General features: G+C 48.1%; 17 protein-coding genes and 14 tRNA genes. 14 read left to right on the top strand and 17 right to left on the bottom strand.

What is annotated here, in order from left to right:
- Window positions 1-193 precede the first annotated feature (193 nt).
- The 3 genes from ACZ5DR_RS12300 to ykgO all read left to right on the top strand — a co-directional run bounded on the left by ACZ5DR_RS12300 (window position 194) and on the right by ykgO (window position 2,879).
- Entirely contained in the window at window positions 194-2,305 is a 2,112-nt protein-coding gene (locus ACZ5DR_RS12300) for a TonB-dependent hemoglobin/transferrin/lactoferrin family receptor (protein WP_377369742.1), read from the top strand.
- Between the two features lie 167 nt (window positions 2,306-2,472).
- Window positions 2,473-2,736 carry a type B 50S ribosomal protein L31 gene (locus ACZ5DR_RS12295; RefSeq protein WP_377369740.1) on the top strand — a complete coding sequence of 88 codons (264 nt, stop codon included), beginning with the start codon at window positions 2,473-2,475 and terminating at the stop codon, window positions 2,734-2,736.
- Window positions 2,736-2,879 (top strand): type B 50S ribosomal protein L36, encoded by a 144-nt coding sequence (ykgO, locus tag ACZ5DR_RS12290; protein ID WP_377369738.1) that lies wholly within the window; start codon window positions 2,736-2,738, stop codon window positions 2,877-2,879. The genes ACZ5DR_RS12295 and ykgO overlap by 1 nt, the downstream gene beginning before the upstream one ends.
- A 73-nt stretch (window positions 2,880-2,952) precedes the next feature.
- On the opposite strand, the gene ACZ5DR_RS12285 is transcribed toward ykgO, so the two are convergent.
- Window positions 2,953-4,353 (bottom strand): sigma-54-dependent transcriptional regulator, encoded by a 1,401-nt coding sequence (locus ACZ5DR_RS12285; RefSeq protein ID WP_377369736.1) that lies wholly within the window; start codon window positions 4,351-4,353, stop codon window positions 2,953-2,955.
- Window positions 4,346-6,235 (bottom strand): ATP-binding protein, encoded by a 1,890-nt coding sequence (locus ACZ5DR_RS12280; protein ID WP_377369734.1) that lies wholly within the window; start codon window positions 6,233-6,235, stop codon window positions 4,346-4,348. Before ACZ5DR_RS12280 ends, ACZ5DR_RS12285 begins: the two co-directional genes overlap by 8 nt.
- 372 nt (window positions 6,236-6,607) lie before the next feature.
- Between ACZ5DR_RS12280 and ACZ5DR_RS12275 the strand changes: the two genes are divergently transcribed.
- The 3 genes from ACZ5DR_RS12275 (at window position 6,608) to hemG (ending at window position 9,730) form a co-directional block, all read left to right on the top strand.
- The gene (locus ACZ5DR_RS12275; protein ID WP_377369732.1) at window positions 6,608-8,014 is read left to right on the top strand and encodes a cytochrome ubiquinol oxidase subunit I; all 1,407 of its coding nucleotides are present in this window, start codon (window positions 6,608-6,610) and stop codon (window positions 8,012-8,014) included.
- Window positions 8,014-9,009, top strand: coding sequence for a cytochrome d ubiquinol oxidase subunit II (cydB, locus tag ACZ5DR_RS12270; RefSeq protein WP_377369730.1), 996 nt, complete (start codon window positions 8,014-8,016; stop codon window positions 9,007-9,009). Before ACZ5DR_RS12275 ends, cydB begins: the two co-directional genes overlap by 1 nt.
- Before the next feature lie 199 nt (window positions 9,010-9,208).
- Window positions 9,209-9,730 carry a menaquinone-dependent protoporphyrinogen IX dehydrogenase gene (gene hemG, locus ACZ5DR_RS12265; RefSeq protein WP_377369728.1) on the top strand — a complete coding sequence of 174 codons (522 nt, stop codon included), beginning with the start codon at window positions 9,209-9,211 and terminating at the stop codon, window positions 9,728-9,730.
- Here the strand turns inward: hemG and ACZ5DR_RS12260 are convergent.
- From ACZ5DR_RS12260 to ACZ5DR_RS12190, 15 genes are all read right to left on the bottom strand, one after another.
- Window positions 9,718-10,389, bottom strand: coding sequence for a dihydrodipicolinate synthase family protein (locus tag ACZ5DR_RS12260; RefSeq protein ID WP_464543606.1), 672 nt, complete (start codon window positions 10,387-10,389; stop codon window positions 9,718-9,720). The two genes, hemG and ACZ5DR_RS12260, sit on opposite strands and share 13 nt — an antisense overlap.
- A 131-nt stretch (window positions 10,390-10,520) precedes the next feature.
- Window positions 10,521-10,596: transfer RNA gene (locus ACZ5DR_RS12255), tRNA-Val, on the bottom strand.
- A 59-nt stretch (window positions 10,597-10,655) separates the two neighbouring features.
- Window positions 10,656-10,732, bottom strand: a tRNA-Asp gene (locus ACZ5DR_RS12250).
- 34 nt (window positions 10,733-10,766) lie between these two features.
- A tRNA-Val gene (locus tag ACZ5DR_RS12245) sits at window positions 10,767-10,842 on the bottom strand.
- Between the two features lie 59 nt (window positions 10,843-10,901).
- Window positions 10,902-10,978: transfer RNA gene (locus ACZ5DR_RS12240), tRNA-Asp, on the bottom strand.
- 34 nt (window positions 10,979-11,012) lie between these two features.
- Window positions 11,013-11,088, bottom strand: a tRNA-Val gene (locus ACZ5DR_RS12235).
- 59 nt (window positions 11,089-11,147) lie between these two features.
- Window positions 11,148-11,224: transfer RNA gene (locus ACZ5DR_RS12230), tRNA-Asp, on the bottom strand.
- Between the two features lie 34 nt (window positions 11,225-11,258).
- Window positions 11,259-11,334, bottom strand: a tRNA-Val gene (locus ACZ5DR_RS12225).
- A gap of 59 nt (window positions 11,335-11,393) precedes the next feature.
- Window positions 11,394-11,470: transfer RNA gene (locus tag ACZ5DR_RS12220), tRNA-Asp, on the bottom strand.
- 34 nt (window positions 11,471-11,504) lie between these two features.
- A tRNA-Val gene (locus tag ACZ5DR_RS12215) sits at window positions 11,505-11,580 on the bottom strand.
- Window positions 11,581-11,597: 17 nt separating this feature from the next.
- A tRNA-Thr gene (locus ACZ5DR_RS12210) sits at window positions 11,598-11,673 on the bottom strand.
- A gap of 17 nt (window positions 11,674-11,690) precedes the next feature.
- Window positions 11,691-11,766 (bottom strand) — tRNA-Thr (locus ACZ5DR_RS12205).
- Between the two features lie 19 nt (window positions 11,767-11,785).
- A tRNA-Thr gene (locus tag ACZ5DR_RS12200) sits at window positions 11,786-11,861 on the bottom strand.
- A gap of 34 nt (window positions 11,862-11,895) precedes the next feature.
- Window positions 11,896-11,971: transfer RNA gene (locus tag ACZ5DR_RS12195), tRNA-Thr, on the bottom strand.
- A gap of 14 nt (window positions 11,972-11,985) precedes the next feature.
- Window positions 11,986-12,062, bottom strand: a tRNA-Pro gene (locus ACZ5DR_RS12190).
- Between the two features lie 363 nt (window positions 12,063-12,425).
- On the opposite strand from ACZ5DR_RS12190, the gene ACZ5DR_RS12185 reads away from it, so the two are divergent.
- The 8 genes from ACZ5DR_RS12185 to ACZ5DR_RS12150 are packed head-to-tail and all read left to right on the top strand — an operon-like array spanning window position 12,426 to window position 21,893.
- A complete protein-coding gene (locus ACZ5DR_RS12185) occupies window positions 12,426-14,339 on the top strand; it encodes a methyl-accepting chemotaxis protein (RefSeq protein ID WP_377369724.1) in 1,914 nt (637 codons plus the stop codon).
- A 32-nt stretch (window positions 14,340-14,371) separates the two neighbouring features.
- Window positions 14,372-15,925: a chemotaxis protein CheW gene (locus ACZ5DR_RS12180; protein WP_377369722.1), complete on the top strand. Its 1,554-nt coding sequence runs from the start codon at window positions 14,372-14,374 to the stop codon at window positions 15,923-15,925.
- 5 nt (window positions 15,926-15,930) lie between these two features.
- Window positions 15,931-17,019, top strand: coding sequence for a chemotaxis-specific protein-glutamate methyltransferase CheB (gene cheB / locus ACZ5DR_RS12175; RefSeq protein ID WP_377369720.1), 1,089 nt, complete (start codon window positions 15,931-15,933; stop codon window positions 17,017-17,019).
- 16 nt (window positions 17,020-17,035) lie between these two features.
- Entirely contained in the window at window positions 17,036-17,662 is a 627-nt protein-coding gene (locus ACZ5DR_RS12170) for a HEAT repeat domain-containing protein (RefSeq protein ID WP_377369718.1), read from the top strand.
- Window positions 17,663-17,665: 3 nt separating this feature from the next.
- Window positions 17,666-18,520, top strand: coding sequence for a CheR family methyltransferase (locus ACZ5DR_RS12165; RefSeq protein WP_377369716.1), 855 nt, complete (start codon window positions 17,666-17,668; stop codon window positions 18,518-18,520).
- Window positions 18,521-18,532: 12 nt separating this feature from the next.
- Window positions 18,533-18,904 carry a response regulator gene (locus ACZ5DR_RS12160; RefSeq protein WP_377369714.1) on the top strand — a complete coding sequence of 124 codons (372 nt, stop codon included), beginning with the start codon at window positions 18,533-18,535 and terminating at the stop codon, window positions 18,902-18,904.
- On the top strand, window positions 18,901-21,654 hold the full coding sequence (locus ACZ5DR_RS12155) for a chemotaxis protein CheA (protein ID WP_377369712.1): 2,754 nt from the start codon (window positions 18,901-18,903) through the stop codon (window positions 21,652-21,654). The genes ACZ5DR_RS12160 and ACZ5DR_RS12155 overlap by 4 nt, the downstream gene beginning before the upstream one ends.
- Window positions 21,645-21,893 (top strand): hypothetical protein, encoded by a 249-nt coding sequence (locus ACZ5DR_RS12150; RefSeq protein ID WP_377369710.1) that lies wholly within the window; start codon window positions 21,645-21,647, stop codon window positions 21,891-21,893. Before ACZ5DR_RS12155 ends, ACZ5DR_RS12150 begins: the two co-directional genes overlap by 10 nt.
- Window position 21,894: the final 1 nt, after the last annotated feature.

Below are 21,894 nucleotides of genomic sequence, written 5' to 3'. Positions count from 1 at the left end.
CTTTATTTCGTCTCTCCTAAGAAAAGTACCTCTTCAGAAAAGCACCTCCTCAGAAAGCACCTTCACAGTTTTTGAACACTTAATATTTAAGCCATACCACTTACGCAAACAATAACCATTATCATTTTCGTTAGTATTTCTTTATACTGACATCTTCTTAACATTTGCATTTAATTTAAAGAGATCAATCGCCATGAAGGATAATTGCTTTTCCCTTTCAATAATTGCGGCCGCTGTACTTGTGTCTAATTATGTTAATGCGGCTTCCGAAGGGGCTTCCACACAACTTCAACCGATCACTGTTGAAGCCGAACAAACCACTGAACAAACAAATCTAGGCAGTTCTCAAAAGGAAATTGAGGCAAGTCAGATCGATGCTCAGCTCGCTCGAGACCTTGATGACCTATTGCGCTACGAGCCTGGGGTAGACGCCTCCCAAGACTCACGTTTTGGCATCAGTGGTGTGACGATCCGAGGCCTTGATGGTAACCGCGTTAAGATCAGTGTCGATGGCGTAGATCAAGCGGATGGTTACGCTCCAACAAGCACTTATTTACGCACTGGGCGCAATACCCTCGACATTGATGCCCTTCAGGCAGTACAGATCGAAAAAGGTGGCAACGTCACTGCAGGTAGCGGTGCCTTTGGTGGCTCAGTCCGTTATGAGACCAAAGATCCGGACAACTATTTAAATCCTGAAGGCAATGACACCTATGGGGCCTTCAAACTCGGTTATAAAAGCGCTTCAAATGAGCTGAGTAAAACCGTTACGGCTGCCAACCGCACTGGCAAATTAGAGTCTTTATTGGTGTACACCAGAAGGGATGGCAATGAAGGGGAAAACTACTACGGTGATGCTGGGTCTGATCAAACCACGGGTGCCACACGACAGTCAGTGGATCCGAGTGAACAAGACAGCGATAACATCTTAGTAAAAAGCATTTACAACATTAATCCAGCCAACCGGATTGGTGTTGTCGCAGAACATTACCACCAAAGCTTCAACGCCGACCTTTACTCAGAGAGCTCAGACAGCGCAATGCGCCGTGCCGATGACGACAGAGAACGTCAGCGCTTCGGGATTTTCCAAGACTATGAACAAGCCACTCCAATAAGCGACAAACTCACTTGGCAATTGGATTATCAGGTCACTAAAACCACCAACCGTACCGATATCGAGACCACATCGTTACGAGAAGTGGATCGATACTACGAAGAAAAGGCACTTTCGTTATCCACAGACTTAGTTAAGAACATCGGTAATCACCGCCTCGGCTACGGCTTTAACCTAGCCAATAAATCTCTTGATAATCTAAGTGAAGATACCAGTAACTCTACCTCTCGTTTTTCTCCGAAAGCGGACGTTAACATGGCAGGCATCTACCTAGAGGACACCTGGAAGATCACAGACCGACTCACGTTAGTGCCTGGAGCGAGATACGACAGTTACGGTTATTCAACCGATGGGGACGATTTATCCGACGATTATGCCGACAGTAATACTGAAAAACTCACAGGACAACTGGCAGCAGAGTTCGCGCTGACGGAACGAACCAGCTTATTTGGGAAGTATGGAACAGGCTTTAGAGCGCCCAAATTGGACGAATTGTATTACTACTACAACAGTGGTCGTGGCTACGCCATCATCCCTAACCCAGACCTTAAACCAGAAGAAAGCACCTTCACAGAGCTAGGTATCCGAGTGGAAGGTCAAGCAGGTAGCGCTGAAGTGGTTGCCTTCTATAACGATTACACTAATTTCATCGAGAGTAATTACTCCCTTGGTGCCACCGCAAGCAATCCTTGGGGCGAATACACCACCGCCAACTTAAGCGATGTAGTGATCAAAGGGGTAGAAGCCAAAGGCCATCTAAATCTAGATAGCACCTTAGGCCAAGGGTGGTCTGCCATGGGCGCCATGGCCTACGCTGAAGGTGAAGACAAGGAAAATAACGAGCCTCTCGCCTCTATTGCGCCATTTAGCCTTGTGGCTGGCTTGGGTTACGATGCGCCTTCAGAAGTCTGGGGTGGCCAACTTAACCTCACTTGGGTAGCAAAGAAAAGCAGCTCAGACTTAGCAGAATCAGATCAATGGCTAGAGACATCAAGTTATTCTCTGGTTGACCTAACGGCCTATGTGAAGCCTTTAGAGAATGTCACCATTAACGCCGGCATTTTTAACGCCTTTGATGAAAAATATGTGGTCTGGAATGACGTGCGAAATCTATCAGATACCAGCACCAATCTTAATCGCTATACCCGCGCCGGACGCAATTTCGGTATCGATGTGACGGTTTCTTTCTAAGTTCCTGCAAAACCTTTCTGCTCGTCGCCTCAGGTGGCGAGCGGATCCTCCTTCTCTCCCCGCCTGTATATCAAAAAATAATTCCAAAGCCATTAATGGTAATAATTATCATTTACTTAAATAAATAAAATGTTATGATATAACACAATTAACAGGAGGTACCCATAATGCGCAACAACATACATCCGGAATACAGAACAGTGGTTTTCCATGACACCAGCGTAGACACGTATTTTTTAATTAAAACCACCCTGCAAACCAACCAAACCATTGAGTGGAAAGACGGTAACACCTACCCGTATCACACCATTGATATCTCATCCGCTTCCCACCCTGTATACACGGGTGAACAGCGCGCTACTCAATTAGAAGGTCGAGTACAAAACTTCAAGCGCCGCTTTGGCTCTCGACAATTAAAAGGATCTCGATAATGCAGGTATTAGCTTCGTTAAAAACAGCCAAAAAACGCCATCCTGATTGCCAAGTGGTAAAGCGACGTGGTCGTCTATTTGTCATTTGTAAATCTAACCCTAGATTCAAAGCAGTACAGGGACGTGGCGGCAAAAAGTCTTAAACCCCATAAAAAAAGGACGTTTCAGCAACCGCTGCTACGTCCTTTTCCAACCCAATATCTGTCCTGTAAGAAGCTAAATACTCCCCTCACCTAACTGGTAGCGCTCTATTTTTTTGATTAATCCTTGTCGCGATAGCCCCAAAAGTTTGGCCGCTTGAGTCTTATTCTGTTCGGTTTTCTCTAACGCGGAGCGAATCAAGGTGACTTCTAAGGCCTGTACCTGTTCTTCAAGGGTACGATCCAAAGTGGGTTCATTGATGGCATGTTCATCTGCCACAGGAGACTGGAAACTTTGATCGCCAGCAAAGTTCAGTAGCTCGATTTCCGCCAAGGTGATTTGCCCAGCCACACTGATGGCCGCCACACTCTCCAGTGTGTTTTTCAATTCCCGCACATTCCCAGGCCAAGAGCATTGTCGAAACCACTGCAAGGCCTCATTAGACAGCTGTAAACGCTTTCCTTGCTTTGCTTCCAAGGCCATTAGAAAACTTTGCAACAAGGTAGGAACGTCCTCTAGACGCTCGTTTAAGCCTTGGGTTTCAATCGCCACGCCCTTGATTCGATAATACAGGTCTTCACGAAAGGTTCCCTGTTCCACTAACTTAGTTAGATCTGCATTGGTGGCGGAGATCACTCTTACGTCTATGGTTTCTAACTGGCGTCCCCCCACAGGATAAAAACTGCCCTCTTGCAGCACTCGCAACAGCTTAACTTGCATGGGGGCTGGCATTTCCCCTATTTCATCCAAAAATAAGGTGCCCCCATCGGCCAATTTAAGTAACCCTTGTTTGTCTTTTTCAGCTCCGGTAAATGCCCCTTTCACATGGCCAAACAACTCGCTCTCTAACAATTCCGCCGGAATAGCACCACAATGCACGGATATGAAGGGTGACTTTTTACGAGCACTCAAGTCATGCAATGCTTTAGAAATCACTTCTTTACCTGTTCCCGAAGGCCCAGTAACCAATACCCTTACATCCGTCGGAGCGATCCGTTCAATCAGAGCTCTTATCCGTTGAGCGCTAGGAGAAATACCAAGATAGGACTCTGCGCCTTGCTGTGGAGCACTTTGTTGTAGACGTTCAACTTCCCGCTCCAAACGGGTTTTAGCCAAAGCACGACGCACCACCACCGCTAACATATCAGGGTCAATCGGCTTGGCGATAAAGTCCCATGCCCCTTGAGAAATGGCTTGCAAGGACAACTCTCGCTCTGCATGTCCGGTAATAATAATCACCGGACTGCCATCAAATTCAGGCATGGCTAATAGGGTTTTCTGAGGATCAAAGTATGGAGGTAAGGACAAATCTAGCAGCACAAGATCCGGTGCACCTTGTACCTTTTTTGCTTCAATTGCTTCATGAATCGAACCAACAGTCTTAACCTTAAAACCTTGCTGAGTCAGCCAGCCACCCGCTAATTCACGGAACGCAGGCTCGTCATCCACGAGTAAAATGTAGCCATTATTAGACATGGGAGGTTTCTCCTGACGCTTGCTGTGGGGATTTGGGGAGGCGGCATTCAAAGGTGACTGGCCAACCTAGGTCTTCTCGATGACTAATGATCCCATGGTGGGCATCCATGATGCGACGTACTATCGCCAGCCCTAAGCCACTACCACCGGGACGTTTACTCACGAAAGGTCGAAATAAATCGTCTTGTTTTATGCTGGCATCCAATGCAGGACCATTATTGTGGATACGGCAGACACAGGCGTCCTGCTCCATATGGGCTTCAATGCACACAGAACCGCCCTCTTGATTACGCACATAGGCCAAAGCGTTATCAATCAAGTTAATAAACACCTGCTGTAACCGATGGATATCCCCTTGAACCTCTAGCTCTGGTGGGATTTGCACCGTGATAAGTACCGACTCCATATTCAAGACACTTAGCACATTTGTTACCAAGGATTTAATGGCGACCGACTGATATTGCAGGGTCAACTTGCCAGAATACACCAGCATGTCACTGACAAGGCGATCGGCTCGAGTAAGCTGCTCTTGAATGTGACGCTTAGTCTCTGGTGGCGAGTTATATGACGCCATAGAAATAATATTCAGTGGATTACGTAATTCGTGGGCCATGGCTGCAGACAAACTGCCCAACTCAACTAAATGCTGCTCGTCTAAGCGCTTACGTTCTGCTTCCGCTAGGGCTAAAGAGCGTTCTAAAGCGGCACACTTAGTCGCAAAAATAGAACTGAACACCTCTAAGGTGAGACGCATACCGGGACTCAGGTCTTCCGTTTGGCTTGGCTGCACATACCAGCCATTAGCCGTCTTTTCGACTGACAAGTAGAGGGGTTCTGAAGCGTCTGAATCTTGCATATAGATACCGACTGGCTGACGCAAATGGTGAGCTAACAATTGCCCCCCTTGGTTCAATAAGTCGGACCAAGATTCCGCTTTGTTTAACTCAAGGTTCCAGCTCTCTAGAACACTTTCGTTCAAGACCGCACCAGGAAACACCAAACGCTCAGTCACACGACGCAACCAGGGATAAACCGTGGCCGCAACCAGCAACACCACCAAGGAATATAGCCACAGTTGCCAAACAGGCACAGTGGTCAGCGCCTGCAAACCAAATCGGCCAGACAAAGTGCCAAATACAGCGATCACACACAAGATCACCAACATCATGGCAAGGGCAAGCAAGGCACGGTTAGCAAATCGGTTCACATCTAGGATCTGATAACGCACTACCCCATAAACCAACAACAGCAGGTAGCTTGGGAGTAATAACATGGGGTAAGGGAAAACATTGATACCAAACGAAGGAAACACAAAGCTGGTCGCAAGCAGCAACCCCCAAGCCGCCACCCCAAACATAGCCAAAATCGAGCGTTTTTTATTCCCCGTATGCTGGCGCCACCCCAGCAACAAAACCCCATGTCCCAGTACACCAATGAAAATGGTGTAGCCTAGGTTGACCGCCCCTAATTCATTAAAGACAAAGAAAGGGCGACCGCCCATCAAGGCCACCGTATCACCGGCTCCGCCCCAAATACTTAAGAGTACGATCAAGACACTGGTGGCATAAATCCATCCCATATTACGGGCGATAATGGACAGCCAAGGCCGCCATGCGGCCCCTTCATTGACGAACAAAATAGCGAAATGCAGGAAAAAAGTAGGCATCAGTGGATTCGCCAGCAGTAACACCATGCCTAGGGTTTGTAAGTTATGAAACAGAGCTAAATGTCCAAAACACCAAAGGGCCATCATCACAGCAAAACCCGCCAGCGCTTTTAGATCTCCTTGCTTTCGCCCGCGCCAGACCAACCACGCCCCCACCAAAACACCACAAACACTGGTGACCCAGATGGCTATCTCAAACGCAATAAATAACGTCAAAACGTAAACCTCGTTTACACCACAATTCGTCCAACAATCGTAAACTTAGTTTACACCCCGATCAAATATTATTTAAAAACCAATAAAATCAAACACTTAAATTTTATTATTTTCTGGCACATGGGTTGCTATAGGTCAATCAAAGTGACCTATATCAAAAAACCTTAGAGGGACACCCTATGCTAGTCAGCCATTTTTTAATCGATGCCGCCGTATTGTTCAGCATCATTGCCTTAGCCATCACGCCATTGGCATTTCGCCGCTGGCTAGGAGCCATCAAGGTGCGTAACGGATAGACCGAGGCCAGTAATAAGCAATCGTTCAATCATTTTCAGGGGACATGCCCCTATAACGTTTTATACGGATACCCTTATGGAACTCGATACAGCCCTGCTCTCCCGAATGCAATTTGCGTTTACGGTGAGCTTCCATATTATTTTTCCCAGCATCACCATTGGCTTAGCGACCTTGATCGCCATCTGGGAAGGTCTATGGCTCAAAACCCATAACCCAAGATACTTACAACTGGCTAAGTTCTGGATAAAACCTTTTGCCATCACCTTCGGTATGGGCGTGGTGTCAGGCATTGTTTTGTCCTATGAATTCGGCACCAACTTCTCTAAATTCTCCGATATTGTCGGACCAGTGCTCGGCCCTTTAATGGCCTATGAAGTATTAACCGCTTTCTTTCTGGAAGCTGGCTTTTTAGGCGTCATGTTATTTGGCTGGCAGCGCGTAGGCCGTAAGGTACATTTTTTCTCAACCGTGATCGTTGCCATTGGTACTTGGATTTCTGCGTTTTGGATCATTGTGGCGAACTCTTGGATGCAGACCCCTCAGGGCTACACCATTGTGGATGGGCAGTTCCACGTGGCGGATTGGTTTGAGGTGATTTTTAATCCCTCCATGCCCTATCGCTTCACCCACATGCTGTTGGCGTCCTTTATCACAGCGACCTTTGTTGTGGCCGGTGTCTGTGCCTATTATCTACGCAAAAAACAACATGTGGATTTCGCCAAAAAAGGTCTGTCTATGACCATGTGGATCGCGCTGGTGTTAACCCCACTACAAGCTTTTATCGGTGATCAACATGGTTTAGCCGTCAAAGAGTACCAACCCACTAAGCTTGCAGCGATGGAAGGTATTTGGCCTGCACAAGAAGAAAATGTGCCCCTGCTGCTATTTGCCATGCCAAACATGGAAACCGAGTCTAACGACTACGAAGTGGGTATTCCTCACCTTGGCAGCTTGATCCTTACCCATTCTATGGACGGTGCAGTACAAGGCTTAAAGGCCGTGCCCCCAGAAGACCGACCTAATGTGCCCATGGTGTTTTGGTCCTTTCGAGTCATGGTTGGCCTAGGAGTAGGCATGATTGGCTTAGCGGTGCTTGCGCTTTGGTTACGTAAGCGTGGCACCCTGTTCCAAAACAAGTTCTTTTTAACGTCCTTAATGCTCTTTACTCCGTCTGGGGTGATATCGGTCCTCGCGGGCTGGTATGTGGTGGAAATTGGCCGCCAACCTTGGCTGGTCTATAACCTGGTACGCACCAGTGAAGTGGTTTCCCCTCTGCCCGCGGAGCGGGTGCTCTTTACCCTCATCGGCTTTGTGGTGATCTACAGTTTACTGTTTGGGGTTTATCTCTACTTTATGCGTAAGTTGATTAAAAAAGGCCCCCCATCTATGGCCAACCTTGAGCAACAATTAGTCGGCATGAAAGCCCCTGGCTACGCCCTTGCTTGGGTCAAAAACCTGAAACATGAAGACGGAGAAAAGTAATGGATCTGATACTGTTTTATTTCTTGCTACTTGGTTTTGCCGTGCTCATGTATGTGCTTCTGGACGGTTTTGACCTAGGGGTGGGGATTCTCTACCCATGGTTTGATCGAGAGGGAGAGCGTGATCATCTGATGCGCTCTATCTCCCACGTCTGGGACGGGAATGAGACTTGGCTGGTGTTTGGTGGCGTAGTGCTGTTTGCCGCCTTTCCTGCAGCCTATGCGGGCATCTTATCTACCTTTTATCTGCCGATCATTTTGATGTTGTTTGCCCTGATCTTCCGCGGTGTTGCATTTGAATACCGCTTTAAGGCACACCGCTCTCGCCCCTACTGGGATCTGGCGTTCAGCGCGGGCTCTGCCACGGCGGCGTTTTGTCAGGGATTGATCTTGGGCTCCATTGTACAAGGGGTCAATGCCGAGCAGATCGCGGACGTGAGCTGGTATTGGCTGTCGCCTTTCGCCATTTTGACCGGTTTTAGTGTGATGGCCGGATACGCTCTACTTGGGTCATGCTACTTGTATATGAAAAGCCGAGATCGCATACAACAGCATGCGGCACATCTGGCCAAGCGCTTGATCGTATTGGTGATGCTCGCCATGGTGACGGTAAGTCTTTGGACGGTGATGTCTTCTGACGACATTCGAGAGCGTTGGTTTAGTGGCATGAACTTTATATACCTGAGCCCACTGCCTATTCTGTCTGCCCTATTTGCTTGGTTTGCATGGCGTGGTTTACACAATACGGATCATGAAGCTCGCCCATTTTGGTTTGCAGCGGCCATCTTCTTATTAGGATTTTCAGGGTTAGTGGTCAGTCTGTTCCCTTACCTGTTACCTAATCAACTCACCATCTGGGATGCGGCATCACCGGATACCAGCCTAAGCTTTTTGCTGGTGGGCATTGTGATCTTTGTGCCTCTGATTCTTGCTTATACCCTTTGGGGCTATCGAGTATTTGCGGGCAAGGTAGAAGATTATCAGGAGGGCTACTAATGAAACCATCAATACGACTGAAGTCATGGCAGTGGTTTGTTTTATTGTATCTGGGTGGACTCATTGGCATAAGCATCTTAGCCTATGGTCTACGTTTACTGATTAACGGGGCGCTATAACCCCTATAGCCAGTCGGCGCTGCCCCTTGGGGGAAATCAGCGCCGATTTGCCGTTGAATCGATATTTGGAACTTCTTCCCATGATTAAGACTTTGATTTTATACGCCTCGATAGATGGTCAAACTAAGAAAATCTGCGAGTATCTCGCAAACCATTTATCAGAGGATCATGACATAACCTTAGGAGATCTTGCCCAAAACAAGGATATTGACCTATCGACATTCGATAAGGTGATTATTGGTGGCAGCGTGCGTTATGGCCGACATCATGAGTCCATGGAGGCGTTTTTGACGCAGCATAAGACCCTGCTCAACACACAAAAAACAGCGCTCTTCAGTGTTAATGCAACGGCTAGAAAAGCAGGAAAGAATACTCCTGAATCCAATGTGTACTTCACAAAACTCATTCAAAAGACGCAAGTAAAGGCCAAACTTGAGGCGGTCTTTGCCGGTAAAATCCACCTTAGTCAGTATGGTTGGTTTGATCGTTTTATGATTAAACTCATCTTCCGTATGGGGGGTGAGGCATTGGGGCCACAGGCCTATGAGTTTACCGATTGGCAGCAGGTGGAGCGCTTTGCCCTTCGTATTCAGCTGTTGTGAGCGTCTAAGAAATAGCGCCTTGTCCAACTTACATCCTCGGATTCGGCGCCATCGAAATTACGAACCAGCGGCCTGCTGACGAAATACTCGTGGCGACAGGCCATAGTATTCCTTGAAACAGTTACTAAAGTGGCTCGAGCTAATAAACCCACTGGACAGGGCCACCTCCATAATATTCTTACGAGAGCAGTAATCACTTGTTCCAATTCCGTTTTTTCTGCGTCATCCAATCCCATTAATGGGGAACGAACGACACCCGCATCATGGCCATCGAAAGTCACGCCATGCTTAACGCTTTGGATGAATTTACCGCCCTGCTCAAGAACACTCATCAATGGCATCATCACTGCCATGATCTTGCGGCCTTTGTTGAAGTCGTTTTCAACAACACATGCTTGATACAGCGCAACGTGCTCTTTTGGTAGGAAGTTAGAGCCAGCACACACCCAACCTTTAGCACCCCAAGCGAAGAACTCCAACGCTTGATCGTCCATGCCACAAGTCACTTGTATGTGTGGGAAATCGTTCATCAACATGTGTAAACGGTTGATATCACCAGAGCTCTCTTTGATACCGCAGATGTTTTTAGCACCTTTAACCAATTCAAAGAATTCTGGTTCCATGTTAACGCCCATACGATCTGGGTAGTTGTAAAGCATCACTGGTAGGCCACCTACGCGATCGATCTCAAGCGCTAGAGTTAGCAGATCTAAAAATTCGTGTATGAGAAGTATTTAAATAAAATGTAATGAGGGATCAGAAACGATCAAAAAAGGTAACGAGAAAAACATGGTGGGCGTGGAGAGGTTCGAACTCCCGACATTCGCCTTGTAAGGGCGACGCTCTCCCAACTGAGCTACACGCCCGCTCATAGTTTTACATCTTGGGAAAGATGGTTCTTTTACCAACTTACTTTAGAAGTAAGTGGCGGAATGGACGGGACTCGAACCCGCGACCCCCTGCGTGACAGGCAGGTATTCTAACCAACTGAACTACCACTCCGTTGTCATAAGTTGTTTTACCACTGCTTATAAAGTGGTGGGCGTGGAGAGGTTCGAACTCCCGACATTCGCCTTGTAAGGGCGACGCTCTCCCAACTGAGCTACACGCCCGCTCATAGTTTTACATCTTGGAAAAGATGGTTCTTTTACCAACTTACTTTAGAAGTAAGTGGCGGAATGGACGGGACTCGAACCCGCGACCCCCTGCGTGACAGGCAGGTATTCTAACCAACTGAACTACCACTCCGTTGTCATAAGTTCTTTTACCACTGCTTATAAAGTGGTGGGCGTGGAGAGGTTCGAACTCCCGACATTCGCCTTGTAAGGGCGACGCTCTCCCAACTGAGCTACACGCCCGCTCATAGTTTTACATCTTGGGAAAGATGGTTCTTGTTCCAACTTACTTTAGAAGTAAGTGGCGGAATGGACGGGACTCGAACCCGCGACCCCCTGCGTGACAGGCAGGTATTCTAACCAACTGAACTACCACTCCGTTGTCATAAGTTGTTTTACCACTGCTTATAAAGTGGTGGGCGTGGAGAGGTTCGAACTCCCGACATTCGCCTTGTAAGGGCGACGCTCTCCCAACTGAGCTACACGCCCGCTCATAGTTTTACATCTTGGAAAAGATGGTTCTTTTACCAACTTACTTTAGAAGTAAGTGGCGGAATGGACGGGACTCGAACCCGCGACCCCCTGCGTGACAGGCAGGTATTCTAACCAACTGAACTACCACTCCGTTGTCATAAGTTCTTTTACCACTGCTTATAAAGTGGTGGGCGTGGAGAGGTTCGAACTCCCGACATTCGCCTTGTAAGGGCGACGCTCTCCCAACTGAGCTACACGCCCATGCTACTGATGATTGATGGTGCCGCCACCAAGAGTCGAACTCGGGACCCTCTGATTACAAGTCAGATGCTCTACCAACTGAGCTATAGCGGCTCAAATCATCAATTTCATGGTGCCGGCACCAAGAGTCGAACTCGGGACCCCCTGATTACAAGTCAGGTGCTCTACCAACTGAGCTATACCGGCAATGTTTGTAATCTGCTAATGGTGCCGCCACCAAGAGTCGAACTCGGGACCCTCTGATTACAAGTCAGATGCTCTACCAACTGAGCTATAGCGGCTTAACAGTTACAACTGTCAAAACCAGTAGAAGTATGGTGCCGCCACCAAGAGTCGAACTCGGGACCCTCTGATTACAAGTCAGATGCTCTACCAACTGAGCTATAGCGGCAAAATAACCTTTACTGGTCGGGACGGCAGGATTTGAACCTGCGACCACTAGCACCCCATGCTAGTGCGCTACCAGGCTGCGCTACGCCCCGAATTCTGATTGGGGCGCTGCCCCTGTCAGCGGGTGCGTATATTACTATAACAAACTGAAAAGGGAAGATTTTTTTCAAAAAAATTTAAAAGAATTCTGATCGGCGTTTTCTATGGCTTTTACGTAAGTGATTTATACACATACAGAAACCTAAGTTAACAAAAGCGGCTTAGATCGCCCTACCCTCATCATAAGCTAGGCAAGAGTTACATAACCCTACACAGTAGCCATAATTTCTTCACAAGATCAAAACAGGAGTCAACTAGTTCTAACCGCCTCACGCTCTATGCTTTTTACACGTAGACGGGATCAACCCAAAGTAAAAATAACATTGTATGCGTTGAACGCTTCTGGAGATCGAGCCATGGCCCTGAAAAAATCCTCTGTTGACAGCACACCTGCCCCAATCAACCAAGACGCAAGCGCCGCTTCAGCAAGGCGTGCAGATATGCAAAGAAAACACGCCCGCACCGTTGCTAAGCAACAACAAGCTGCAGAGCGCATCGCTGCCTCCTCAGCAGAGCTTGCCAGTGCCATTACCGAGGCAAGCGCCGCACGGGAACAACTGACCCGCGCTGCTACCAGCATTGCCGCTGGCGCGGAACAAAGCAGCAGCGCCTGCCAAGAGAGTTTGGCAGCCATCAATCAGGTCAACTCCTCTCTGGTCATTCAACAAGATTTAATCTCCGCTTCAAAATCCAAATCTGATGAGCTACAAGAACTCATTAAGCACGTGAGTACAGAGATCTCTAACCTAGTGGAAAACATCAGTACCGCGAGTCAGCGCCAAACTCAATCCGTCAGCATGATGTCTGAACTTGAACAACTGGCAACCAATATTGGCGAAACCGTTAAACAAGTTACTCGCATAGCGGATCAAACCAACCTTCTGGCCCTAAATGCCGCCATCGAAGCAGGCCGAGCAGGCCAACACGGTAAAGGCTTTGCTGTCGTCGCCGACACAGTGCGATCTCTAGCAGAAGTATCTGAGAAAAGCGCCTTAGACATCGCCGATCAAATTACCCAAATTCAGCAACAGTCCCGTAGCGTCAGCGACTCGGTGCAGTCTTCAGCCGAAACCGCTTTAGAAGAAGTTAATAAAGGAAAGCTTGTCACCGAGCAGCTTAACCAAATCCTGCAAGATATCGGAGTGATCAGCTCAGGAGCAGAAGAGCTGGCCACTGGCTCAAACGAAATGTTTGCGGCAGGCAAAGACATTTTAAAAGGTTCAGAAGAAATCGCCTCCGCTGCGGAGGAGCAATCCGCCGCGGCCGAGCAAGTGGTTAAAACCATCGAGCAACAAGGCATCGCACTTACGGGGGCAGAACAAGCCTCACAAGAGCTAGAAAGCATTGCTGACGAACTCAAAAACAGCTCAGACATTTCTAAGAGCGCAGAAGAAGTGGCTGCATCTTCTGAAGAGCTTTCGGCCTCCATTGAAGAAATCAACCGTGCTGCCACTGAGATCAGTGCTGCAATTGGCCAAATTAGCCGTGGAGCAGAACAAGCCGCCGCTGCCGCTGAAGAATCTGCCGCCGCCCTAAACCAGCTTGAAAAAGGGACAGACCTCGCATCCGACCGGGCCAACATGAGTCTTGAGCTAGTCGATAAGATCCAAACACTCCTTCGCGAAAACAAAACCAGCGTGGATGAAATGATAATAGGCATTAATGACTCACTGGGTACCGCTAGAGCCAACGTCAATGCTATCGCGTCCATGGAACAAATGGTGGGTGCCATTGATAAAGTCATCGACACCATTACCACAGTCTCTATTAAAACTAGCATGTTGGCCGTTAATGGTGCCGTCGAAGCAGCACGCGCTGGGGAATACGGTAAAGGATTTGCGGTGGTCTCTGGAGACATTCAAAACTTAGCTGATGAAGCCGCAGAAAACGTCGATCAGATCAAAGACCTAGTCAAAGCCATTCGTGACCAAACCATCCGTGTAAGAGTGGATCTAACAGAAACCTCTGATAGCGCTCAACGTGAAGTCGAAAAGGCAGCCCGCTCCACGAATGACCTAACCCTGATCGAAACTGAAATTGTCCTAGTACAAGACAACAGCAAAGAGATTCAACGAGCCGCCCTTGAGATCGCCTCTGCGGTAAACCAAGGCAAAAAAGGCATGGAACAAATTGCCGCAGCAGCAGAACAAGCCAGTACCGCTGCAGAAGAATGTGCCACAGCCGCCCAGCAACAATCCCAAAGTACAGAAGAGCTCTCAATCTCGATTGAGGAGATCGCCTCTGTAGCGGACGAATTGCAAAGCGCATAAGCGCCTAAATACCGATTTCGGCGGAGAACCTTATGACGAATTCTATGTTAGCAGAGCCACTGCATGACGATCAGGATGAATCCTTGAATCAATACGTCACCTTTTATATTGGCAAGGAGCGCTATGCGTTTCCTATGCAGGAGGTGGTTGAGATCATTCGGATTCCTAAGATGGTGGACGTCCCCCTCACCTCGCCTGCCCTAGTCGGCTTGGCGAACCTTCGAGGCCACGTTTTACCTGTGCTGGACTTACGAACCATTCTGTCCTTCGAAACCCAAGACAATACAGACAGCTCTCGAGTACTGGTTGTGAATGTCGGAGCCAACATTGGCTTAATCGTAGATCGCGTGTCTCGAGTCATTAATGTACAACCTAACGATATCCAAAATGCTAAGAGCATACAGAGCACCATTGATGCCGAGCTTCTACAAGGCGTCATCGCCACGAATGACGCTGATGCCTTTATTCAAATACTGGTCCCTAGACAATGTATTGAACTGGAGTTTTCTCACTTCACATCAAACGTACAATCCCACGGAACATCCGATGGGAACTATGTTGAGCCTGTGCATGACTCCGCACCGGAAGAGGAAGAAGACATAGACATGCTGGTCAGCTTTGACATTGAGCAACAGGAATATGCCTTCCACCTAAGCAGTGTTCAAGAAATTGTGCGTTTACCAGAACACATCTCTCAGGTGCCTCGGGTCGATCATCACGTATTAGGCTTAATCAACCTGCGCCAGCGCATATTGCCTTTAATCAGCCTGCGCTCACTATTTGGTATGACGGACGTGGGCGCATCCGAAGATCAACGCATCCTAGTTGTGGATTTGAATGAGTTCGGCAAGAAAAGCGCCTGTGTCGGCCTAGTGGTAGATGGGGTCAAAGAAGTGCTCCGCATACCGACGGCTCAGCAAGATGATGTCCCCAAACTACTCGATGCCAGCAGCAGTGAAGACATCGAAAAGATTTGTCGTTTAGACCAAGGTAAACGACTTGTGTCGGTGTTAAAGCCCAGCAGCCTGCTGCAAAACCAAAGCATTCAGAAAGCGTTTGAAGAAGTACAGCAAGAGGATAGTCAGATGGACCACTCTATTTCGATTCAAGACGAGGACACCGACAGCAATAGCGAGCAAATGGTGGTGTTCAAACTCGCAGATCAGGAGTACGGCATCAGCATCGAAGACGTACAAGAAATTACCCGTCAGCCAGATAAACTCGACAAAGTTCCAAAGACCGCTAGCTTTATAGACGGCATGGTCAACCTTAGGGGCACTATTCTACCCGTGGTCGACATGCGTTCCCGATTCGACATGAGCCGTATTGAGAACAATGATCGCCAACGCATCCTTGTCGTAAATATCGACAACGTAAAAACAGGTTTTGTAGTGGACTCCGTATCAGAGGTACTTCGCCTGTCGAAAAGTCAGATCGAAAGTTCGCCATCTCTCTCAGACGACCAAAACCGTATGCTCGGACAAGTTGTAAATCTTGCGGATCGTAACCGTATCATTCAGATATTGTCCGCTCGAGAGCTATTGAATTCTAACGAACAAGAAATGATCGCCAGTCAAATGGGGTAATTTTCATGAATGAATTGATTCTAGTGGTGGATGACTCCGCATTAATGCGCAAACACATTGGCGAGTTTTTGCGCTCTAGCGGCTTTCGTGTGGAGATTGCTCGCAATGGAGAAGAGTGCCTAGATAAATTAGAACGCCTATCACCAGATGCCATTACTTTGGACATAAACATGCCCGTGATGGATGGCTTAACCTGCTTGAGCCATATTATGGAAAAGCAGCCCTGCCCAACCATCATGCTGTCATCATTAACCAAGCGTGGTGCCATGTCCACCATTGAAGCCATCCAACTGGGGGCCGTGGACTATGTCTGCAAGCCAGGGGGCACCGTTTCCCTCAACATTGAAAACACCTTCCCAGAGCTGATCACTAAGATTGAAGTGGCATTAAAGGCACGCCTTAAAGCAAAACGTAAACCTGCTCCCATTGCTTATCGCAACCAGCAGGTCACATCAAGACCGCCAGTCCATGTAAAAGCCCCCAGTCAATCTGCGCCATTGTCCACCGTCCCTTCAGAAAAGATTGATTTGGTCTTGATTGGCGTATCTACCGGGGGGCCAAGCACCTTAGAAGATGTCTTGACTCAGCTACCCCAAGACTTCAGCGCTCCCATTGTGATCGCCCAACACATGCCCGCCTCTTTTACCAAAAACCTCAGCAAGCGTCTCAATGCTTTGGTCCCAATCAATGTGACCCACGTGGAAACAGTTACCGAGTTAAAACCGGGGAATGTGTATATCGCTCGCGGGGAAGCAGATCTCATCATCCAGCGCCGCAACAAACGCTTTATCGCCCAACCTGCTCCCGCATCGGAGCAATTCTTGTGGCATCCGAGTGTCTCCAGAATGGTGGAATCAGCGAACCGAGCCTGCTCACCTAAACGCATGGTGTGTGTTCAGCTGACAGGGATGGGCAACGACGGTGCACAGGAAATGGCCTCAGCCAAACAACGGGGGGCTCTCACCATCGCCGAGTCGGAAGAAACCGCAGTGGTGTTTGGTATGCCAAAAGAATTAATCAAACTCAATGGCGCAAGCTGCATTATGCCGTCCCATAAGGTGGCTCAGCAGCTTATCCAATGGGTGATGAATTAAGAATAGGAGTGATCTCATGGTGCTTAAGAAAGCCTCCGCAATGTCCCTAGAAAATGCGCCGGAGCATCCCTACGACGGCAAAGGCCTGCGGGAATGGTTAGAAACACTAGAAAGCCAAGACCCTGCCGCACGACGATTAGCTGCTCGGGAACTGAAAGAATTCAGCGTCGCCGCTCCAGCATTAATTAATGCACTAGCGCGTGAGCCAAATGTGCGCGTCAAGGGCGCCATTCTGGTCAGCTTACAGTACATAGGCGGAGCGCGAGTATTTGAAGGCCTAGTCCCGTTTCTTCGCTCAGAAGACGTGGGACTTCGTAATGGCATCATTGAAATCTTGCAAGGCATGCCTGAGGAAGTCAGTAAACACATTTCCTCACTGCTGCATGATGATGACTCAGACGTGCGCATCTTTGCCATCGACATCTTACAAACCCTAGCCCACCCTGACACGCCCCTGTGGCTTATGGATGTCATCAAAAATGATGAACACGTGAATGTGGTGGCGACCGCCATTGACCGCCTTATTGAAGTCGGTAACCCAGAGCATTTGCCTGCTATTGAGCAAGTAAAAGTCCGCTTCCCAAATGAGCCTTATATTAGTTTCATTGTCGATTTGGCTCTTCAACGTTTAAAAGGCGGATAGCTCATGACTCTGACTAAACAAGACGCCAATTTAAAAATCTCAACCGCAGACTTTGAACGCTTCCGTGACTTTTTTTATCGTAAGACCGGTATTCGTTTTGAAGACAGCAAACGCTACTTCGTAGACAAACGTTTAGTTGAAAGAATGCGTCAGACCCAAGCGTCGACCTTCCGAGATTACTTCACTCACATGCGCTTCCAAGCATCAGGTGAAGAATTACAACAGCTGATCAACACCATGACGGTGAACGAGACCTACTTTTTCCGAGAGTCTCATCAATTCGACTGCATGGTGCAGGAGTTACTGGACGAAATTGTCAAAGTACAAGGCAAACGGGAACTCAAGATTTGGTCAATCCCATCAAGTACAGGGGAAGAGCCCTATTCCATCGCCATTTACCTAATGGAACGCTGGCCCTCTATCCAACACATTGACGTGGAGCTCATGTCTTCTGACATTGACTCAGCCGTTATTAATAAGGCCAAAGCAGGATTATTTAGCGAACGATCCGTTCAGTATTTGGATAAGGTACTACTGAAAAAATACTTCACCAAAAGAGAAGATGGCATGTATCAGGCCTGTGATGATTTGCGTAGTTGCGTGCATTTCTCTCAGGTCAATTTAAACGACCAATTACAAATGAAGCGATATCGGGATATCGACTTGATCTTTTGCCGAAATGTATTGATCTATTTCGATGATAGCTCACGTCGCAGCGCTGCAGAATCTCTGTATGACACCCTAGCGCCAGGTGGCTTTATTTTCCTAGGCCACTCTGAGTCTATGAGCCGCATTTCTTCATTATTTAAGATTCGCAAGTTCCACCATGCGCTTGCTTATCAAAAGCCGAGTGTATAGGAGACACAGTCCATGAAAAAAATACTCATTGTCGACGACGCAACCACTGTACGCATGTATCACCGACAACTCATGGAAAGCCTAGGTTATGAGGTTGAAGAAGCCGAAAATGGCATCGAAGCGCTTGAGCGAGCGTCAGATCAGACCTTTGATCTCTTTCTGATCGACATCAACATGCCGAAGATGGATGGCTACACTCTCGTGAAGGAAATCCGTCACTCAACAACTTTTCAGTCCACTCCGATCATCATGATCAGCACCGAAGAAGCTGACCACGATAGTGAACGTGCTTATGCCGCTGGCGCTAATTTTTATCTGGTTAAGCCGGTTCGTTTGGATACGCTGCACGCTTACGCAGACTGCCTAACAGGAGGTGCCCAATGAACAAGATGCTCGAGTCCTTCATTTCCGAATCTCGCGATAACTTAGAGGAAGCAAGCCAATGCTTCTTAGCATTGGAGCGGAACCCTGATGACGATACCACCATGCAGAACTTGTTTCGGGCCATGCATACCATTAAAGGTTCTTCTGGGTTATTTGAGTTAGGGCCTTTTACCAGCTTAATGCACGTGGCAGAAGACATCCTCGATCTGTCCCGTGGCGGGCAGTTGTCATTGACCTCTTCCCACATAGATATCTTATTAGACGCTATGGATCAGATCACGGCTTGGATCGATGAGCTGGAGGCCACCGGCGAGCTTGGTAGCGATGCGGAGCAGGTTGCTCAACCTCACATTGCCGCGTTGGAAGCCATCCGCCCCGCTTCAAGCGATACGGCTATAATCCAAGAGAGCTCCAAGGCCACACTGGTCAATGAGCAGTCCCTTGAAAATTTGTCTGAGCATGTGGCCAACCTACCTGAGGCAGATCGTTATCGCGTTTTCACTGAACATGACAGCGCTGTAATGGTTCATTATGTGCCAAAACAAGATTGTTTCTTTGCTGGAGATGACCCACTTTTCACCGCGCGTAATACGCCCGCCTGCGAGCACCTCGCCATGTCAGCCCTCATGCCATGGAACGAACTCTGCGAGCTGGACCCTTATCAGTGCAACGTGCAATTCACCGTACTTTCCACTGCCGATCTAGAAGCTGTGTTAGATCATTATCGCTATGTGGAAGACGACATAACCTATGCCGAAATTGACCTATCTGATTTGGTCATCCCTAAGGGTGAGTGGTCTGATGACACATCACTTTTCCAAGACCTTGAACCGCTACTGGCAGAGGCCATTGAAAACCAGGATTGGAGTGATATCTCGAAGCTTTTAGGGCCTTCTCTTTCATTAGCTAATCCAGACACCTATCAAGCCTCTTGCTTACGCTGGATGTGCGCCGTTAGTCAAAAGGACGCAGCCGAACCTGAACTCATGGAGCAATTGCATCGGGCTTACTTAACCGGTGAGTTTGAATCCTGCGCACCCGCTAGCTCAATGACAATTGAGTCAGAAGTCTCTGACTCAGAAGCAAATGAACCAGAACAAGCAACCCCTAATACCAGCACCGCCTTAACAGACGTACACATTACTCTGCTCAATGCTCAAATTCAGATGCTAGATCATGCGACAGACTCTGACGCAGCCAGCCGAGTGCAATCGGTGGTGCACATCCTGGGTAACATCCTGAAAGAAAGCAGCCTACTGGCTAAACTTGAAGGCATCGCTGCGGCTAACAGCCCTGAGGCACTCATTAACTTTATAACCCAGGTCACTCAAAACGAGCCTACCCTTGAAAAGGCTCCTGAAGCTTCTGATTCGATTCAAGATCCTGACGACGAACTGGATATGGCTGCCATCGTGCGACAAGAACAATCACAACGAAGTGATGACGCTCTTGCTATGGAAACGGGAGACCAACCACAGCATGTATCTGAAGTGCTCGTTTCCCAAGCTCCCTCTCAACGTCAATCAGAAGTCACGCAAGCGCCAACAAAGGCAGAGAAAGCCGAAACCCAAAAGCCTCCTCAAGTTCTCAAGGTTGACCAACAACGCATTGACCTACTTATGGATCTTGTGGGAGAGCTGGTGGTGGCAAAAAATAGCCTGCCATACCTTGCTAAGAAAGCAGAAGATGAATTTAACGTACGTGCTTTGGCAAAAGAAATTAAAAGCCAATACGCCGTCATTAATCGCTTAGCGGAAGCCATGCAAAGCACCATGATGCAGATCCGTATGGTGCCTGTTTCTACCATCTTCCAGCGCTTCCCTCGGTTAGTACGCGACCTCTCTCGTAAACTCAATAAAGACATACAACTGGTGTTAGAAGGAGAGCAAAGCGAAGCCGATAAAAATGTGGTGGAGAACCTAGCCGATCCTTTGATCCACCTGGTGCGCAACAGTCTTGATCATGGCTTTGAAACCGCAGACGAACGCCAATCTACCGGTAAACCAAGCCAAGGCACACTATGTCTTCGCGCCATTCCCAAGGACGACCAAGTCATTATCGAAGTGTCCGACGACGGCCGCGGTATGGACCCTCAAAAACTCAAGTACAACGCCTACAACAAGGGCATCATAGATGAAGCAAAATTAGAGTCTATGACGGATCAAGAGGCCCTGTACTTGATCTTCGCTCCGGGATTCTCAACCGCGGAACAAGTATCAGACTTGTCTGGTCGAGGCGTGGGAATGGATGTGGTCAACGGCTTGATACAGCAAGCAGGTGGCCGCGTAACCATTCAAAGCGAATTGGGTAAAGGCACCACCATTCGTTTGTTCTTACCACTGACCATGGCCGTCAGCCGAGTCATGATGATTGAAGTTCAGGAACAATGCTTCGGCATCTCCATGGAAAACATCGTCGAAACCGTCAAGGTCCCCCACAGTCGCCTAAAACGTATCAAGCAAGGGGAAGCCATCATTTTGCGAGACAAAGTGATTCCCGTGATCTCCCTTCATGATTTATTGGGGTTGCCCTATGTGGAACCTCTGGAAGAGTGTCCATTATTAATCATGAACCTGAATGGTGAAGACGTGGCGCTGAAAGTGGATCAATTCCATGAAGGCATTGATATCGTCCAAAAACCCCTTGCAGGCTTGATGGCGCAATATAACTACTATGCAGGATCCGCTCTATTGGGAGACGGTCGAGTTTTATTAATCCTCAATATTAAGGAGCTACTGTCATGCCAATAACATACAAAACGAATGTAGCGGTGTTCAAAGATGTATGCAGTATTGAAGAAGGTGACGAACTGTTGCAATGGTTGCTAGATCACCCTAAAGGCAAACTAAACCTAAAATCTGTCACCCATATCCATACGGCCCTGACACAAATCATTCTGTGTAAACAACCGGCGGTCAGCATGACACCAGAAGACCCTGACATGCTCAAACTATGGCAGACCAGCTTTGCTAGTGTAATGGAGCCATAAC

Source organism: Marinomonas vaga, assembly GCF_055388305.1.
The sequence above is the reverse complement of the archived record's forward strand: the minus strand, read 5'-3'. Positions and strand labels throughout refer to the sequence as shown.

Excerpts from the sequence above, each read along its gene's own strand:
- ACZ5DR_RS12300 (WP_377369742.1), top strand. The coding sequence starts at position 194 with ATGAAGGATAATTGCTTTTCCCTTTCAATAATTGCGGCCGCTGTACTT.
- ACZ5DR_RS12295 (WP_377369740.1), top strand. The coding sequence starts at position 2,473 with ATGCGCAACAACATACATCCGGAATACAGAACAGTGGTTTTCCATGAC.
- ykgO (WP_377369738.1), top strand. The coding sequence starts at position 2,736 with ATGCAGGTATTAGCTTCGTTAAAAACAGCCAAAAAACGCCATCCTGAT.
- ACZ5DR_RS12285 (WP_377369736.1), bottom strand. The coding sequence starts at position 4,353 with ATGTCTAATAATGGCTACATTTTACTCGTGGATGACGAGCCTGCGTTC.
- ACZ5DR_RS12275 (WP_377369732.1), top strand. The coding sequence starts at position 6,608 with ATGGAACTCGATACAGCCCTGCTCTCCCGAATGCAATTTGCGTTTACG.
- cydB (WP_377369730.1), top strand. The coding sequence starts at position 8,014 with ATGGATCTGATACTGTTTTATTTCTTGCTACTTGGTTTTGCCGTGCTC.
- hemG (WP_377369728.1), top strand. The coding sequence starts at position 9,209 with ATGATTAAGACTTTGATTTTATACGCCTCGATAGATGGTCAAACTAAG.
- ACZ5DR_RS12260 (WP_464543606.1), bottom strand. The coding sequence starts at position 10,389 with ATGCTTTACAACTACCCAGATCGTATGGGCGTTAACATGGAACCAGAA.
- ACZ5DR_RS12185 (WP_377369724.1), top strand. The coding sequence starts at position 12,426 with ATGGCCCTGAAAAAATCCTCTGTTGACAGCACACCTGCCCCAATCAAC.
- ACZ5DR_RS12180 (WP_377369722.1), top strand. The coding sequence starts at position 14,372 with ATGACGAATTCTATGTTAGCAGAGCCACTGCATGACGATCAGGATGAA.
- cheB (WP_377369720.1), top strand. The coding sequence starts at position 15,931 with ATGAATGAATTGATTCTAGTGGTGGATGACTCCGCATTAATGCGCAAA.
- ACZ5DR_RS12170 (WP_377369718.1), top strand. The coding sequence starts at position 17,036 with ATGGTGCTTAAGAAAGCCTCCGCAATGTCCCTAGAAAATGCGCCGGAG.
- ACZ5DR_RS12165 (WP_377369716.1), top strand. The coding sequence starts at position 17,666 with ATGACTCTGACTAAACAAGACGCCAATTTAAAAATCTCAACCGCAGAC.
- ACZ5DR_RS12160 (WP_377369714.1), top strand. The coding sequence starts at position 18,533 with ATGAAAAAAATACTCATTGTCGACGACGCAACCACTGTACGCATGTAT.
- ACZ5DR_RS12155 (WP_377369712.1), top strand. The coding sequence starts at position 18,901 with ATGAACAAGATGCTCGAGTCCTTCATTTCCGAATCTCGCGATAACTTA.
- ACZ5DR_RS12150 (WP_377369710.1), top strand. The coding sequence starts at position 21,645 with ATGCCAATAACATACAAAACGAATGTAGCGGTGTTCAAAGATGTATGC.